15 protein-coding genes and 1 pseudogene are annotated in these 15,719 nt (G+C 30.2%); 2 read left to right on the top strand and 14 right to left on the bottom strand.

Annotated features, from left to right (window positions below; all coding sequences use genetic code 11):
* The 8 genes and pseudogenes from Q0J35_RS05080 to lgt form a co-directional block, all read right to left on the bottom strand.
* Nucleotides 1-392, bottom strand: a pseudogene (locus Q0J35_RS05080) (hypothetical protein); the annotation flags it as partial.
* A gap of 18 nt (nucleotides 393-410) precedes the next feature.
* On the bottom strand, nucleotides 411-1,115 hold the full coding sequence (locus Q0J35_RS05085; protein ID WP_297193748.1) for a tetratricopeptide repeat protein: 705 nt from the start codon (nucleotides 1,113-1,115) through the stop codon (nucleotides 411-413).
* Nucleotides 1,116-1,163: 48 nt separating this feature from the next.
* Nucleotides 1,164-2,993, bottom strand: a complete 1,830-nt coding sequence (locus Q0J35_RS05090) for a dynamin family protein (protein ID WP_297193750.1) — start codon at nucleotides 2,991-2,993, stop codon at nucleotides 1,164-1,166.
* Nucleotides 2,983-5,169 carry a dynamin family protein gene (locus Q0J35_RS05095; protein WP_297193752.1) on the bottom strand — a complete coding sequence of 729 codons (2,187 nt, stop codon included), beginning with the start codon at nucleotides 5,167-5,169 and terminating at the stop codon, nucleotides 2,983-2,985. The genes Q0J35_RS05090 and Q0J35_RS05095 overlap by 11 nt, the downstream gene beginning before the upstream one ends.
* A gap of 34 nt (nucleotides 5,170-5,203) precedes the next feature.
* Nucleotides 5,204-5,929, bottom strand: a complete 726-nt coding sequence (locus tag Q0J35_RS05100) for a fumarate reductase iron-sulfur subunit (protein ID WP_297193754.1) — start codon at nucleotides 5,927-5,929, stop codon at nucleotides 5,204-5,206.
* On the bottom strand, nucleotides 5,922-7,913 hold the full coding sequence (locus Q0J35_RS05105; protein ID WP_297193756.1) for a fumarate reductase flavoprotein subunit: 1,992 nt from the start codon (nucleotides 7,911-7,913) through the stop codon (nucleotides 5,922-5,924). The genes Q0J35_RS05100 and Q0J35_RS05105 overlap by 8 nt, the downstream gene beginning before the upstream one ends.
* A 12-nt stretch (nucleotides 7,914-7,925) precedes the next feature.
* Nucleotides 7,926-8,669, bottom strand: a complete 744-nt coding sequence (locus Q0J35_RS05110) for a fumarate reductase cytochrome b subunit (protein WP_297193758.1) — start codon at nucleotides 8,667-8,669, stop codon at nucleotides 7,926-7,928.
* A gap of 78 nt (nucleotides 8,670-8,747) precedes the next feature.
* Nucleotides 8,748-9,563: a prolipoprotein diacylglyceryl transferase gene (gene lgt, locus Q0J35_RS05115; RefSeq protein WP_297193760.1), complete on the bottom strand. Its 816-nt coding sequence runs from the start codon at nucleotides 9,561-9,563 to the stop codon at nucleotides 8,748-8,750.
* A gap of 86 nt (nucleotides 9,564-9,649) precedes the next feature.
* On the opposite strand from lgt, the gene Q0J35_RS05120 reads away from it, so the two are divergent.
* Nucleotides 9,650-10,318 carry a hypothetical protein gene (locus tag Q0J35_RS05120; RefSeq protein ID WP_297193762.1) on the top strand — a complete coding sequence of 223 codons (669 nt, stop codon included), beginning with the start codon at nucleotides 9,650-9,652 and terminating at the stop codon, nucleotides 10,316-10,318.
* Nucleotides 10,319-10,332: 14 nt separating this feature from the next.
* On the opposite strand, the gene Q0J35_RS05125 is transcribed toward Q0J35_RS05120, so the two are convergent.
* The 6 genes from Q0J35_RS05125 to Q0J35_RS05150 are packed head-to-tail and all read right to left on the bottom strand — an operon-like array spanning nucleotide 10,333 to nucleotide 14,500.
* A complete protein-coding gene (locus Q0J35_RS05125) occupies nucleotides 10,333-10,875 on the bottom strand; it encodes a hypothetical protein (protein ID WP_297193764.1) in 543 nt (180 codons plus the stop codon).
* Nucleotides 10,872-11,399: a hypothetical protein gene (locus Q0J35_RS05130; protein WP_297193766.1), complete on the bottom strand. Its 528-nt coding sequence runs from the start codon at nucleotides 11,397-11,399 to the stop codon at nucleotides 10,872-10,874. The genes Q0J35_RS05125 and Q0J35_RS05130 overlap by 4 nt, the downstream gene beginning before the upstream one ends.
* Nucleotides 11,396-12,340, bottom strand: coding sequence for a hypothetical protein (locus tag Q0J35_RS05135; protein ID WP_297193768.1), 945 nt, complete (start codon nucleotides 12,338-12,340; stop codon nucleotides 11,396-11,398). The genes Q0J35_RS05130 and Q0J35_RS05135 overlap by 4 nt, the downstream gene beginning before the upstream one ends.
* 3 nt (nucleotides 12,341-12,343) lie before the next feature.
* A complete protein-coding gene (locus tag Q0J35_RS05140) occupies nucleotides 12,344-12,976 on the bottom strand; it encodes a lysophospholipid acyltransferase family protein (RefSeq protein WP_297193770.1) in 633 nt (210 codons plus the stop codon).
* Entirely contained in the window at nucleotides 12,963-14,264 is a 1,302-nt protein-coding gene (gene miaB / locus Q0J35_RS05145; RefSeq protein WP_297193901.1) for a tRNA (N6-isopentenyl adenosine(37)-C2)-methylthiotransferase MiaB, read from the bottom strand. The genes Q0J35_RS05140 and miaB overlap by 14 nt, the downstream gene beginning before the upstream one ends.
* Entirely contained in the window at nucleotides 14,258-14,500 is a 243-nt protein-coding gene (locus Q0J35_RS05150; RefSeq protein WP_297193772.1) for an HP0268 family nuclease, read from the bottom strand. Before Q0J35_RS05150 ends, miaB begins: the two co-directional genes overlap by 7 nt.
* A gap of 125 nt (nucleotides 14,501-14,625) precedes the next feature.
* Here Q0J35_RS05150 and nusA point away from each other — a divergent pair, with 125 nt between their 5' ends.
* Complete coding sequence (nusA, locus tag Q0J35_RS05155; RefSeq protein WP_297193775.1) at nucleotides 14,626-15,711, top strand: transcription termination factor NusA; 1,086 nt, start codon at nucleotides 14,626-14,628, stop codon at nucleotides 15,709-15,711.
* Nucleotides 15,712-15,719 lie beyond the last annotated feature (8 nt).

Below are 15,719 nucleotides of genomic sequence, written 5' to 3' on the forward strand. Positions count from 1 at the left end.
AGAAAAAGATCGGCTTGAGATCTTATATATACGATTATTTTTATATCATCAAAACCTACTTCTGTGAAAAATTCTTTTAATGCTATACTTGCATTTTCTACATCTTTACACCACCACAGAATATCCTCAGAAGAGAAAATAAAAGTTTTATTAGGATTTTGCTTAAGTTCTTCTTTTAATTTTTTTATTATATCTTTTACAAAGCTATCTTCTTTTTTGCCTTTTAAATAAAAATCAACTATGTAAATGAGATAGATATGTCTATTACGCGATAAATTCACATTAGAATACAATATTCCTTTTTCTTTTAGTTTTTCATGGTTTTCATCAAGAAATACTTGTATAGTAGTAGTGCCTGTCTTACCAGTGCCTATATGCACGTAAGCCGTCATATTAAATCCTTAACAATGCTAATTGCTTATATTATTATCCAAAAGTTTTTTATACTCAACACAGCCATCGCTAAAACCTAAATCACAAGATTTTCCAAAATTGCTTTTAGCAGCCGAGCGATTATTTTTTTCACTTAAGTAAAATTCAGCCAAAACAAAACAAGATTTCGCATCCTTTAAATCACACGCTTTTGTGTAAGCTTTTTGTGCTAAATGGGTATTTTGCTTTACTATATCTCCATTTCTATATAAAAAACCCATTCTAAGACAAGAATTTGCATCTTGTAAATCACAAGCTCTTTTATAAAATTCAAGTGCTAATTCCCCATCTTTTTCCTCATCATATATCATTCCTAAGCCTTTGCAAGCATTAAGATGTTCTAAAGAACAAGCTTTGTATAGATTTAATCTAGAATTTTTTATATCATCTTTGCTTTCTAAAATCAAAGCTAAATTAAAGCAAGCATTGCTAAGCTTTTTATCGCAAGATAGTTCATAATATCTTTGTGCTGTATCTTGACTATATGAAACTCCCTCGCCATTTTCATACATATATCCTAATAAAAAGCAGGATTTTGCACTACTTGATTGTTCGCATAAAAATTCGAGCAAAGGTAAAGCCTTTGCGTAGTTTTTGGATTGATAATACCCTAAAGCCGTATCAAAGTCGTTTGAAAATAAAAAAGTAAAAAATACAAATAAGGATAAAAAAATTCTCTTCATACAAAAACCTTAATTTTTAATATCTATGATAGCAAAAAAAAATAAACCCTATAAATCTTTAAGCGTATCTTTTGCTTTTAGAATGTGTTTTAAGTTTTTTTCTAGCTCATTTTTTTTATGTGATATAAGCTCTTTTTTACGCGAGATGAGTTCTAAATTTTGCTCTAAATGCCTTGAAACAACCTTGCTTATAACAGGCTTATTTATAAGTAAAGCTTCAAATTCGTGCACGTTTAATTCCGTTAAAACCCTTTCGTATATCTCGCTTTTTTTAGGATAGTAAAGGCTAAATTGTGAGCTATCAAGTTCGTAAAAATTCCTACTCTCATTTATTTTCCTAGAAAAAAATCCAAGACTTAGCTTTGTAGCATTTTCGTAATTTGTAAAGGCTTTTAAATTTAGCTTTTCTAAAAAAAGCTCAAGATCTAAAATATTTTTAAATAATATATTTTCAAAATCTCTTAAAAAATACTCCTCACTGGCATTACAAAATGCTCTTACTTCGCTGAAATTATCATCACTTTGAAAATCATCATCTTTTTTTATATTTGAAAACCTAGATTTAAAAAGTAAAATTTCTTTTTGAAAAAGTAAAAAGCTATTGTTTAGCTTATCTTTTAGCTCCTCAAAAGATTTGCTTAGCTGTGCTTTTACTTTTTTAAACTCTTTATTTAAAACATCGCTATTGTAAAACATAGATAAAAAAGCATCATCGCTTGATATATACGGGCTTTTGTAGTCATATTTCATATATAAATTTTTCTTAAAAAAGCCACTTGCTTCTTTGTAAAAATGAGCTTCTTTCTCTTTTACATTATCAAAAATTTCCTTAGAAATCCTTTCGCTAATGCCTTTAAGGCTTTCTAAAATTTGATGATTTAAAATTTTTACATCTTTTAGCACTGTTTTAAAATGCTCTTTTAGATAATTTTCGTATTCATTAAATTTTTTTTCTAATATAGAGAAAACATCGCAAAAAAGTGTATTTTCATTTTCTAAAAGTTTGCAAATTTTTAAAATTTTTCTTTTTGTGTAAGCTTTTTTTAGCTCTAAATGGTCTAAATTTTTTAAAAAATTTAGTAAAGTGTCAAAATTTGACTGTTTGTAAGTATTTTTATCAGAAGCTTCTTTGCAAGATATTGCTATGACTTCATTAAAATACTTTGAAAAAATTGTTTTTGCATAGCTTGATACATTTTCAAGCTCGCTTTCATTTAATTTATCTTTTTGGTTTAAAACACAGATACTAGCACCTTGAAGTAAATCTAAATTCGCTTTTATGGCATCTTCCTCACTCTTTTTTCCGGCATTATCTATGAGACTTAGCCAGATTAGAGAATGTATGCTATTTAATTCTTTAAAGGTTGTAACCGTGTCTGTGTCGTTTGCATTTAATCCCGGAGTGTCGATTAGAGTGATATTTTTAAGTATTTCTACCGGTGCGTATATGTGTAAGGATTTTGCTTCTTTTACATTATTTCTTTGATCGGTGTAGTGTTTTAACTCGCTTATATCGCAAAGCAAATCGCTTCCATCTTCAAATTCTATTCTTAAAAAATAATCTCTAGCATAACGCAAAAATGTAGGTTTGAATGTAACAGGCACGGCACCTGTTGGTAGGCATTCTTTTTGCAAAATGATGTTTAAAAGGCTTGATTTACCACTTGAAAACTGTCCTATAACAGCAACGTTTATATTTTTACTTAAGGAGTAAATCAGCTCATCAAGCTCTTTGCTTAAATTTTTACTTAAATGCATAAATGGTTCGTTTAAGATTTTGCATATAGATTTTACCTTGCCTTCAAAGCTATCATCAAAACTAGGCAAATAAAGCCCTTCATAGGCTTTTATGAAGTTATTTAGAAGTTTAATTTGCATTTAAAAGATCCTCTTTTAGCTGGGTAAGTCTTGAAATTTTCTCCAAATTTTCATCATAAGAATTAAGTGTTTTAGAATTTTCGCTTTCAAGACTTGATATTACAGCACTTAGATTGTGTAATTTTTCTTTTTGGCTTATTTCGTATTGAGATAGTTTTTTGTTTAAAAATTCATAGAAATTTTGATTTATATTTAAATTTTCTAAGAGTTTTTTTAGATTAAAATTTTTGAAAGCTTCGTTAATGCATTCGTCAAATTTTACTTCCATTGTAAAAATATCAGCTTTTTCTTGCACTATATTTGATATTTGCATTCTTAAAATGCTAAAATTTTCATTATCAAATATATTTTCTATAGCTCTTGAAATACCTTCTTTAAATTCATCAAAGCCACTATCAAAATCATCTTGCAAAAATTCATATTTAAGTGAAAGGCTTTGTTTAAGCTCTGAAATCCTTTTCAAATTTTCAAATTTCACATCTCTTAAAATATCATTTATACCATCTTTTGTTGTTATATCCACTATGCTTAAAATACGATTTAAATTCGCCTTTAAAGACTTGCTTTTCAGATATTTAAGCTCATCAATCAATCTTTCTTTTAATTTTTTTGCCAACAAAAGCACTAAATTTTCAATGCCATTTTCTATATTATCAAGCTTTAAGAAAGTAGCATTTATCTCTTCCTTAGCCTTTGTTAGCTCTTTTTGCTCCTCTTTAAATTCTAGTAAAAGTTGTTTATTTTTTATATTTATGCCTTCTTTACTTTCTTTTATTAGCTTATTTTGCATTTCATATTCATCTAAGAGCTTGTTTAGCTCCAACATAAGCTCTTTTTTGTAGGCATTAAGAGCTATCTTGCTTTTTTGACCCGAGTAAAGTTCGTTAAAAAGATAGGTTTCAAGTTCTTTTATGCCGCTTTGCTTGAAAGCTTCTTCATTTTCTAAGCCCTTGTAAAAATCGCTAGCTTTTTTAGAGCTTACGCACAAAAAGTCTATATTCTCTACCAAATTTTCATCTAGGTCTTTTAAATTTTGCCTTAGACTTTGTTTTGTGTAGTTTATAACCTCTTTTAAATCACTTTCGCTTAGCAAATCAGCCTTTGTTAAAACTACCAAAAACTTAGATAAGCGGGAATTTAATAGGCAGTTGATTAAAAATTCTAAATCCTTTTGTGTTAGGCTTTGAGAAGCATTCATAAGGTGTATTAAAAAATCGCTTTCTTTTATATATTCTTTTGTTAAAATTTCCCTTTGCACTACCACATCATCAAGTCCGGGTGTATCTACTATGCATATATTATTTTGCAAGAAATCTAATTTACTTTTTAATTCTATCTTTTTTATAAGAGCTGAAAGTTTGTTTTTAGCAGAGCTAAAATTTTTCAAGTCTTTTGTTTCTATTTCCTGTGTTAAACCACCGTCTTTTATATAGTCTTTTATGTTTATATCTTGCGAAAGCTCATCTACAAATTTTTGCAGTTCTTTATTATACTGTGAGCTTTTTAGTATATTTTCCCATTCTTTTTGATTCCAAAAGTAAATTTTAGCTTTATTTTCGTTTCCATATCTTAAAACCGTTAAATTTGCCGTTTCTGGTATATTTGATGTTCCTAAAAAATCTTCTTTTAGTAAAGCATTTAAAAGGCTTGATTTACCAGCGTTCATCACGCCTGTTATGGCTATATTAAATTCTAAATCTTTAAATTTTTGTAAAGAATTTTGTAGTCTTTGTTTTGCATCGTGATTAAGGCTTAAATTTTGAAGTTCTAAATTTATCGCATCTAGTTCTTTAAAATTTGCTTTAAAAAGGGCTTGTTTGTCTATTTCTTCTAATTTTATATTTTCTATGAAAGTTATCACCAAAGAAGTATCTGAAATTTTTTCCAAAATTTTCAAGGCTTTTAATAGATCGTTTTTATCGATAAAGCCACTTTTTAGCAAGTTTATACAACAGAGTTGAACTTGCTGTATGTTAAATATATCCACTCTTAAATTAAGTTTTTTGAATATATCTTTAAATTCATTTAAGAGAAAATATCTTTCGTAATTATTAGAATTTGTGCTTAGTATTATCGCAAATTCGCTCACATCAAGTATATTTTTATCTTCAAAATTTGCATTAAAATCTAAAAACTGTAAGTTATCTTGCCAGATTTTTTCTAAAAAAGTTTGCAAATATTTTTCCCCCTCATTATCAGGGGGAAAGTTTTTATTTATCTTTTTGTGCGACAAGTTGTCTTCTCATATATGCTATTTTACTTTGCAATGGCAGCTCTTTTGGGCAATTATCTTCACAGGCAAGCAAAGACATACAACCAAATACACCGTCATCATCTCCCACAAGCTCATAAAAATCCTCTATGCTTCTATGATCGTGTGGATCTTGTAAATATCTAGCAGTTCTTAAAAGTCCAGTTGCACCTATAAAATTTGGTCTCATTAGTTTTGTAGCACAAGATGCTAGACAAATTCCACATTCTATACATCTATCAAGTTCAAAAGTTTCTTCAGCAACTGCTGGTTCTATCTTTTCTTCTATCTTAGATATATCTGTTTCTTTTTCGTTATGCACCCAGCTTTCAACTCTTTTACACATTCCCTCAAACCATTCTCCTGTATTTACACTTAAATCTTTTATGTGTCTAAATGCAGGCATAGGCATAAGTTCTATAACTCCGTCAGCATAATCCTTTGTAAGAGTTTTACAAGCTAGTTTTGGCACTCCATTTATCATCATAGCACAAGAACCACAAATTCCAGCACGACAAACAAAGTCAAAGCTTAAATCAGCGTCCATTTTTTCGCGTATCAAAGTAAGACATACAAAGACCGTCATAAAAGGAGTTTCCTCAAGCTCATAGCTAACAAAATGAGGTTTTGAAATTTTGCTTAAAGGATTATATTTTAAAGCTCTTATGGTTAGTTTTCTACTCATAATTAACTCCTATTCTTTGATTTAAAGCTTTGTATTTTGGTTGTAATTCGTAAGGCATTAAAGCGTGTTGAATTTCGTGTCTTGATTTGCCTTCAGCTTCCATTTTTTCCCTTATAGCATCAACTTCAGCTTGTCTTTTTTCGCTTAGTGGATTTTCGATTATATTACCTTTTGCACCGTATCCTCTAAATGCTGGTGGCATTTCCATTTTCATAATATCAAGCTCATCATACTCAACCTTTGGCAAGGTCTCGCCCTCAACCCAATAAGTAAGAGTTCTTTTCATCCAATTCAAATCATCTCTTTTTGGATAGTCTTCTCTGTAATGAGCACCTCTGCTTTCTGTTCTAAGTAAAGCTCCATACGCAACACAAAGTGCGACTTTTAGCATTCTAGGCACTCTATAAGCTTCTTCAAGCTCAGGATTTGCTGTAGCTATGTTTTTGCTATGCACTTTTACATCAAGGGATTTTTTATAAAGCTCTTCAAGCTCATCAACAGCTTCTTTTAATCCTTCTCCTGTCCTAAAAATAGCTACCTTATCCCACATTATCTCTTTCATTCTGTTTTTTATCTCAAATACAGAATTTTTTCCTTCTTTATCTACTAAGGATTTTAGATATTCATATTCTTTTGTTAAGAATTTTTTAACTAAATCTGTATCAACAACCTCTCCATTGTTTTTACAGTAATCAGCAAAATAGTCTCCAACTATCATACCAGCAACAACCGTTTCAGCACAAGAATTTCCTCCCAAGCGGTTAAAGCCGTGCATATCCCAACAAGCAGCCTCACCACAGGCAAAAAGTCCTTGTAACCATTGAGATTCTCCTGTTGGCTTTGTTCTAATTCCACCCATTGAATAATGTTGCATAGGTAAAACAGGAGCCCAGCCTTTAGGACCTTCATCAGCAGGATCTATGCCGTTAAATGTCTTACATATATCTTGCACGTCTCTTAGATTTTTTTCTATGTGAGCTCTACCAAGTATAGAAATATCAAGCCATAAGTGATCTCCATAAGGACTTTTTACTCCTTTTCCTTTTCTTATATGCTCCATCATTCTACGACTTACAACATCTCTACTTGCTAGTTCTTTTTTTTCTGGTTCATAATCAGGCATAAATCGGTATCCATCAACATCGCGTAAAATTCCACCATCTCCTCTACAACCCTCAGTTAGTAAGATCCCGCTTGGTACTATAGGAGTTGGGTGAAACTGCACTGCTTCCATATTTGATAATCTACAAAGCCCGGTTTCAAGTGCTATAGCAGCACCTGTTCCTTCACAAATGACTGCGTTTGTGGTTTGTTTATAAATTCTGCCATATCCACCTGTAGCTATCATAGTTCCTCTAGCAACAAAGGCTGTTAATTCTCCATTTGTAAGGTCCCTTGCTATAACGCCTATGCACCTTTTACCATCGTGCATAATCCTCACAGCTTCCATTCTATCTATGATCTTAACTTCGTGCTTTATGGCTTCATTTGCAACACCATACAGCATACAGTGCCCGGTTGCATCAGCTATATAACAGGTTCTCCATTTTTTAGTTCCGCCAAAATCCCTAGCATTTATTAGTCCGTGTGCTTCTTCTTTTTCTTCTATAACTGTTTTTTGAGCGTTTATTACAACAGTTCTAGGTCCTTTAGTAACCCTAGTCCAAGGCACACCCCAGGCTGCTAGTTCGCGTACTGCCTTTGGAGCAGTTTGAGCAAACATTCTTGCTACTTCTTGATCACAGCCCCAGTCAGAACCTTTTACTGTATCAGCAAAATGCAAATCCTCATTATCTCCATCCCCTTTAGCTCCATTTCCTAAAGACGCTTGCATACCGCCTTGAACAGCCGCAGAGTGCGATCTTTTTACGGGACAAATACTTAGCAATGTAACGCTTTGTCCGCTTTTAGCTACTTCAATAGCAGCTCTAAGCCCAGCTAAGCCACCGCCTATTACTAAACCGTCGCTATATTTAATATTCATATCACTCACCTCTTAACGCATATATGTAGGAATGTAACGACTTCCTATTTCGTGATCACTCATACCAACTTTTATGTAAGCTGCCATAGTTAAAAGCCCTAGAGCTATAAAAAATACACTTATTATCCATTTTAGTTTTTTAAGAGCTTTTCTGCTTGCTTTTGCATTTTTGCCCTCAAACCAACCCCATTTAACACATAGTCTATAAAGACCTATTCCTCCGTGTAATTCAACTGCAAAGAGTAGAACAAGATAAAAAGGCCACATTTGAAGCATTCTCTCACCTGAGCCGTAAGGATCTATGGTGTGAGCTTGAAAAAACATCATTCCCAAGTGATAAGAAGCAAAGAAAAACATAATAAAACCAGTTATTGCTTGTGTAAACCATAAGCTTGTATCGCCGTGTTTTATAGTTTTTGCGTGAGTTCTAAAAAGCTGCCACTGTCTGTAGTTTATAGGAAATTTTCTCATAGCTAGTCCTGCATGCACTACGAATATAACAAAAACTATAAAAACTATGATAGAAACTACCCAAGGTTGCGGAGTACCAAATATGAAGCTACCCTCGAACATCTTTGATATACTATACATAAAATCATTGCTAATTAAAATACTAGCAACAAAAAACATATGTCCCCACATAAACAGTCCCAAGAAAAGACCACTAGCGCTTTGGATAAAATCAAGCTTTGCTGGTAATTTGCTCTTTTTACCATCAATGCTTTTTCCAAAGTAACCTTCAATGATTTGACTCATTGCTACTCCTTGAAAAAAAATTGTTAGTTTTAAGATAACGTTTAGATTATATTTTTAATACACTTAAAATAACTTAAATTAATACCTAAATTTAAACCTTAAATAAATAAAAATTAACAATGAAGCAAGAATCATAACAATACTTAAAATTTGTCCCATAGTCAGTCCAAAGCTTAAAAAACCTATATGCATATCTGGTTCCCTGTAAAATTCACAGATAAAACGGGCGATAGAATAAAATAAAGTATAAAGTATGATTAACTCACCTTTAAATCTTTGAAATTTTCTTGCTATAAATATCAATACAAAAACTACAACACCTTCCAAAAAAGCTTCATAAAGTTGCGATGGATGCCTTAAAATTCCATCTACATAAATTCCCCACGCAACATCTGTGCTTCTTCCAAAAAGTTCTTGATTTAAAAAATTTCCTATTCTTCCAAATGTATATGCTAACGGGACAGAAAGTGCTACTAGATCTAAATATTCCCAAATATTTTCTTTGTATTTTTTGCAGAATAGTATTGTAGCTATAAAAAAGCCTACAACTGCACCGTGAAAGCTCATACCACGAATTCCTACAAAATCTCCGTTTGCATTGAAGGGATTAAAAATTTGCCAAGGTTGCATTATATACCAAAGAGTATTATTATCATAAATTAAAATATAGCCTAGTCTTGCTCCTAAAATAACTCCTATTTCCACCCAAACAAAATAATTATCTATCATCGCAGCTTTTATATTGAAACCGTATTTTTTTGCAAAGTATTGTCCTATAAATAGCCCAGAAAATAGTGCTAATACATACATAAGACTATACCAATATATATTAAAACCAAATATAGAAAAAGCAATCACATCAAATGAAGAATAGATATTTTGCCAAGTGTTCATAATTTTCCTTTTTTGTGAAAATATAGCAAATTAAGCCTTAATATATGTAAAATTTTGATAGAATATAATCAAAGAAAGGATTTAAAATGAAATTTATTGTATCAATTTTGTTTGCTTTTTTATTTTTATCTTGTGCAAACCAACGCACTTACAGCCCCTTGTTGAGTTTTGATATTCCATATGAGTTAAAAATGAGTGAAGAATCAAAAAATATAGAATTAAAATTTAATGATATAAAATTATATGAATCGCTTAGTAAAGATACTAGCACAGAATTTAAAAACACAGCTCTTTACGCTAGGTTAAAAACTGAAATAAATCTTTTAAAAGACGCCTTGCAAAAAGAAAGCAAGAAAATTTTAGAAGCAAAGGGATATAAGATAGTTGATACTAATGCTGATTACACTGCTTATCAAAGCTTAAATATTTATCTTGATGAAATTCAACTTGCTAAAGATGAAAGCTTAATAGATGGAAATTTTATAAGATCAAATTTAAAAGTAAATCTTGTGTATGGTCTTGCTATAGACTTTAAACGTAAAAAAATACCTTTTAGAAATATACACACAGAAAGTAAGATAAGTGGCATAGAGCTAAGATACAAAGTGCCTGATTCTAAAGATTTGCAAGGCTCAAATTTAAAACAATCTATAACAGAGCTTGATGAAGATATTAAGCTTGTTGTTAAAGATATAGATGAATTTTTAATCGATTTTTATAGAAAGAGTATTAAATCTTTGATTGATAATTTATAATTTTAAAAAATATATTATCGATTTAAATCAGGAGCCGAGTATAGCTTTAGATTCATTTGTATTTTTATATTGTTTTGGTTTGTGGATTTAAAGCTTATAGGATAGTCTATTTTGAATAAATTTTTATATTTTTCTAAACCATACACAAAGCTATAAAAATTACTAGGATCTTTTATAATAGCATTTATTTTTATGTTTTTGTTAAGATAAGCTTCGGAGCTATTTACATCAGAAATTGATATATTAATATTAGTAAAATTATTTTCAGATAATAAGCTCATAAAATCATCTTGCTTAAATTCGCTTGTAAATTTTGATAAAATTTCACCATAACTTGAATATAGCTCTTCAAGCTTGTTTGTAGATAGTGTGAGTTTTGTCTGTGCATCAGAATTTATATCATTTTGATTTAAGAGTCTTACTCTGCTTTCTTCGTGCGATTTAAAAGATGGCATTATTAAAAAAACTATTAAGGCACAGCATATACATACAAAAATTAGGATATGCATAGAGAATTTTAATAAATTTAAATTATCTAAACTGTTATCTTTTTTCACTTTAGACCTTCTATATTTTTATTTACGCTCACAAATTTATACCAACCATTGCTAAGAGGGTAGAAATTTATAGAGCTTGTATCAAAAGTGCTTTTTAATGGAGTTTGAATCAGCAAAGCAAACATTTCTTTTGTAGGAGTGATTCCTACTAATTCTAGTGAAAATTTATCCATTTTTACACTTTCTAATCTTATAGCACCCGATTTTATTACAAAATCAAAAAGATTATTAACTATATTTCTTATCTTCATATTATCACCATCCGAAGTAAGCACACTTAAGGCAAAATTCTTTCTGGCGGTTAATGTATCAAAATCAGCGTTATTTTTAGAGGTTTGCTCTTGCATTTTTATCAATTCTTGTTTTTTTGTTTCAATTTCCATATTCATAAGAGTTGTTTTAGCTAACACAAAAAAGTAAAATGATAAAATTACACCTATACATAGTATGTAAAATATCAGCCATATCTTAGCTACGAAACTAAATAGTGATTTTTGCTTAGGTTTTATTAAGCTATATGTCATACCTTAAGCTCCTTACGCATAAGCTCATTCATAAGCTCTAATGTATCTATTTGCACCAGTTTTGGCTTTAAGAAAAGCTCACTTTCTATGTAACTTAAAACAGCATTGCTTATGTTTTCATTATCATAAAGCACTATATCATCTATAAAATTTCCTTTGTAAAGTGGATTATTATAAAATTCTTTTATACTCATAAATATATAAGAACACATCTGCATATCATTGCTAAAATCTCCTAAATTTATTTTAGCTGAACTCGTGTATTGCATATCGTCTAGTTTTTCATCTAAGAGATTATCTAGCTTATCTAAGTCATAATTTTCTATGTTTGCGTCTTCTATTTCTTTGTTTTCTTCCTTTTCTACTGTGGTGCTTTCTTTGTTTTCTAATGCTGATTCTTTTGGGCTAAGATCAAAAAAACTTCCAAAGCATATATCCTTTGCTTTGCATATCATTACAGCAATACAGTTAGAGTGTCTGTATATATAAAGTCTTAGTTTGTTTTCAATATTTTTTTCTTTGCTTATGCAGTAATATAGCAGAGCCAGTGGAGAAAAAGCAAAATCAAGTCCACCGCAATATTCAAACTTTTTTTTAAGTTCATTTATAGAATTTATAGATGAATATAATCTAGCATTAGCTATATTTATTGAAAATACATTACTTGGATTTACGCCGTATCCGCTCATATCTTTCGAATTAACGCAAGGAACTATACCTTGAATTTGACGGTCAAAAAATACAGATATGTAATAAAGTTGGAAGTCATTAACTAATGTTTTTACATACCCTAAAAGCTTTTCTTCGCTTTCAAATGTTTTTTCATAAGTATGTATTAATTTGTTATTTTTAATACTATGAGCTCTTACTATATGTTTTTTGTTTTCAAAAATAACACAAACAAAAAGATGTAACATATATCTTCTAAAAGACAAAAACATTATTCACATATCCTTAGTAAAACTATCTTCTTTTGTAATAATATCAAATTTTTCCTTGATTATCTTTTTTGCTTCATCTTTACTTAAATTTTTTATGCTAAATGCTTGTGAAATTCTATATCTTAATCTAGAAAATGGCTTTGGCAGTATCATTTTATCCCAAGATTTAAACTGCCAATACCTATTTGCTTCATAGTTTAATACAACTATATCAACATCTTTTTTTTGAGATATATTTATGCAACCATCTGATATTGAATGATAAGGACCTCTAGGACCATCAGGGGTTATGGCTATGCAGTTTCCAGAATCTAAAATCTTAAATGAAGATCTTAAAACGCCAGTAGCGTTTTTGTATGTGCTTCCTCTAACGCTATCTATGCCGAAAAGTTCTATATTTTTAGCTATTAATTCCCCATCTTTATGTTCTGAAATCATTACAAAAACTCTTTTATCTTTAAGTCCTAGTTTTTTAAATATAAATGGCATTAAGGCAAGTTTGCCGTGCCAAAATAAAAAAATATAATTTTTATTATCTAATTTATCTCCTATAAATTCTTTTTTGCAACTTAGAAATAAAAACCACTGTAGTAAAAATATTAATCTTATAATAAAAGCAAATTTAAATGACTTCACCGTAAAGCACCATTCTCCTAGCTTGATTTATCTTTACATCTTTTATTTTTCCAAGTAATTCTTCACTAGCCTTTACTTGAACTAAAAAATTATTATCACTTCTACCGGCTACAAAACCATCATTTCTAAGTTCATCAAATAAAATTTTCATATTTGTATTTTCTTTTGTCTTTACTATTTCATCTAAAATTTCATTATATCTTGCTTGCAAAATGCTTAATCTTGTCGATGCTGTTTTTTCATCTATTTGATTTTCCATAGTAGCAGCCTTTGTAAGAGGTCTTTTTGAATATTTGAATGAAAAAACTTGCTCAAAACGAACAGCTTCTAAAACTTCCATTGTGTCTTTAAAATCTTGCTCGCTTTCTCCCGGAAATGCTACTATTATATCTGTAGATATGCTTACATCAGGGCAAAGCTCTCTTAGTTTTAAGGCTCTATCAAGATACCATTTTTTATCATAACCCCTTTTCATAGCCTTTAAAATAGCACTAGAACCACTTTGTAAAGGCATATGCATAGATTTGCAAATTTTTTTATTTGTGCTAAATACATGCAAAAATTCATCATCCATATGCAAAGGATGAGGACTTGTAAAACGAATTCTTTCTAAGCCATCAATCTCGCTTAATTCTTGCAATAAATTTGAAAAATTCATTTTTTTATGTTTTGATGAGAAATATTTTCCATAATTATTTACATTTTGACCGAGTAAAAAGACTTCTTTAGCACCATTTAAGACAGCCTTTTTCGCCTCTTTAAAAATTATATCAAAAGGTATAGATAATTCTTTGCCCCTTGTATGCGGGACTATGCAGTAAGTGCATTGTTTATCGCAGCCAATAGATATATTTATGTATGTTTTATAAATGCTAGAACGGTAGTCTTCAAAACTGAATTCACTATCATCATTTTCAAGATCAATGCTTATAAATTTTGATGTTTTAACAGCTTGGGAAATTTTTGAAACATTTCTAGCACCTAGAACAAAATCAACAACAGGAGCTTTTTTAAAAATTTCATCTCCTAAGTGAGATGCCGTGCAACCACATACACCTATCTTTGCACCGTTTTTTTTGATTTTATCAAAAGAGCCAATTTCTGAAAAAAGCTTATGAACTGGTTTTTCTCTAACCGAACAAGTATTTATTAAAATTAAATCTGCATCTTTTGCTTCTTTTGTAATGCTATACTCATCATTTTTGCTAAGCTCGGCTATCATATGCTCTGAATCTCTTACATTCATAGCACAGCCAAGCGTCTGTATAAAAAGCTTTTTACTCAAAATATATGCACCTCGTATATATAATCTCCACTATCAAGACCGTATCTTACTTCTCTGTAATACACAGAAAGACCCTTTTTTTCGAAATGTTCAACTAGTGAATTTAAATTTTTTTTAGAATTTTCCTTGTCAAAATAAAAAAAACTTTGCCCTTCTTTTTCAACGCTGTCTTCTAGTTTTTTTAAACTTATAGTTTTTGCTTGCTCGTCTAATAAAGTCTTTGCTAATTTTAAGTCCATTATAAATCCTTGTCTATATTACTTTTGAAATTTTTAATTTTAGCAAATTTTACTTTTAATTAAACTTATTTTGTATATAATTTGACTCTAACTTTATAAAATTTCCCAAAAAGGCTTTATAGAAAATGGAAAAAATTACAGATATAATACAGTCCATAGCTAATGAAAAAAATTTAAATTTAGAAGATGTAAAAACTAAAGTTATTACCGCCTTGGTAAATACTGCTAAAAAGGTTTATGGAGAGCATTATGACTTTTTTGTTGATCCTAAAGATTTGAAGCTGTATCAAAAAATTATAGTAGTTGATGATAAGGACGAGAGGCTAAAAGAGGAAAATGAGCATTTTATCTCTCTTAGTAAAGCTAAAAAAGAAGTTAATGGTGTGGAAATAGGCGATGAATTAACATATGAATGTAATCTTGAAAATTTAGGCAGAACAGCGGTAAATACCCTGCATAAAGAATTAGAATATCACGTGCAAAAGCTTTTAGAAGATACTATATATAAAAAATATCAAAATATGCTAGGACACATAGTTTTTGGCACTGTTATTAGAGTAGATAGCGATGATAATACTTTCATAGAAATAGATGAGATAAGAGCTTTTTTGCCTAGAAAAAATAGAATCAAAGGCGAGGTATTTAAGGTAGGAGATGTCGTTAAAGCAGTGATTCGAAGAGTTTATATAGATAAAAATGGCATCAGAATGGAACTCTCAAGGACTAGTCCAAAATTTTTAGAAGCTTTATTAGAATCTGAAGTGCCAGAAATAAAAGACGGACTTGTAAGTATATATGCAAGTGCTAGAATTCCGGGAGAAAGAGCAAAAGTTGCACTTATATCAAATAGTCCAAATGTTGATTGTGTTGGGGCTACTGTTGGTTCTAAAGGGGTTAGAATAAATGCTGTGAGCAAAGAGTTAAATGGTGAAAATATAGATTGTATAGAATACAGTAACGAAGCTGCCATTTTTATAACTAGAGCTTTAGCACCAGCCATAGTAAATTCCGTTGTTATTGAAGATAAAAAAGCTATAGTAGGGATTAACAGCGAACAAAAAAGCAAGGCTATAGGAAAAAATGGTATTAATATAAGACTAGCTTCTATGCTAAGTTCATATGAAATAGAATTAAAAGAATTTAAGGAGATAAAAAATAAAGAAAATGAGGATGCTATCAAAAATCTAGAAAATTTATTCAAAAATATATAAGCTAAGGA

The organism is uncultured Campylobacter sp., from assembly GCF_944323605.1.
Classification (GTDB): Bacteria; Campylobacterota; Campylobacteria; order Campylobacterales; family Campylobacteraceae; genus Campylobacter_D.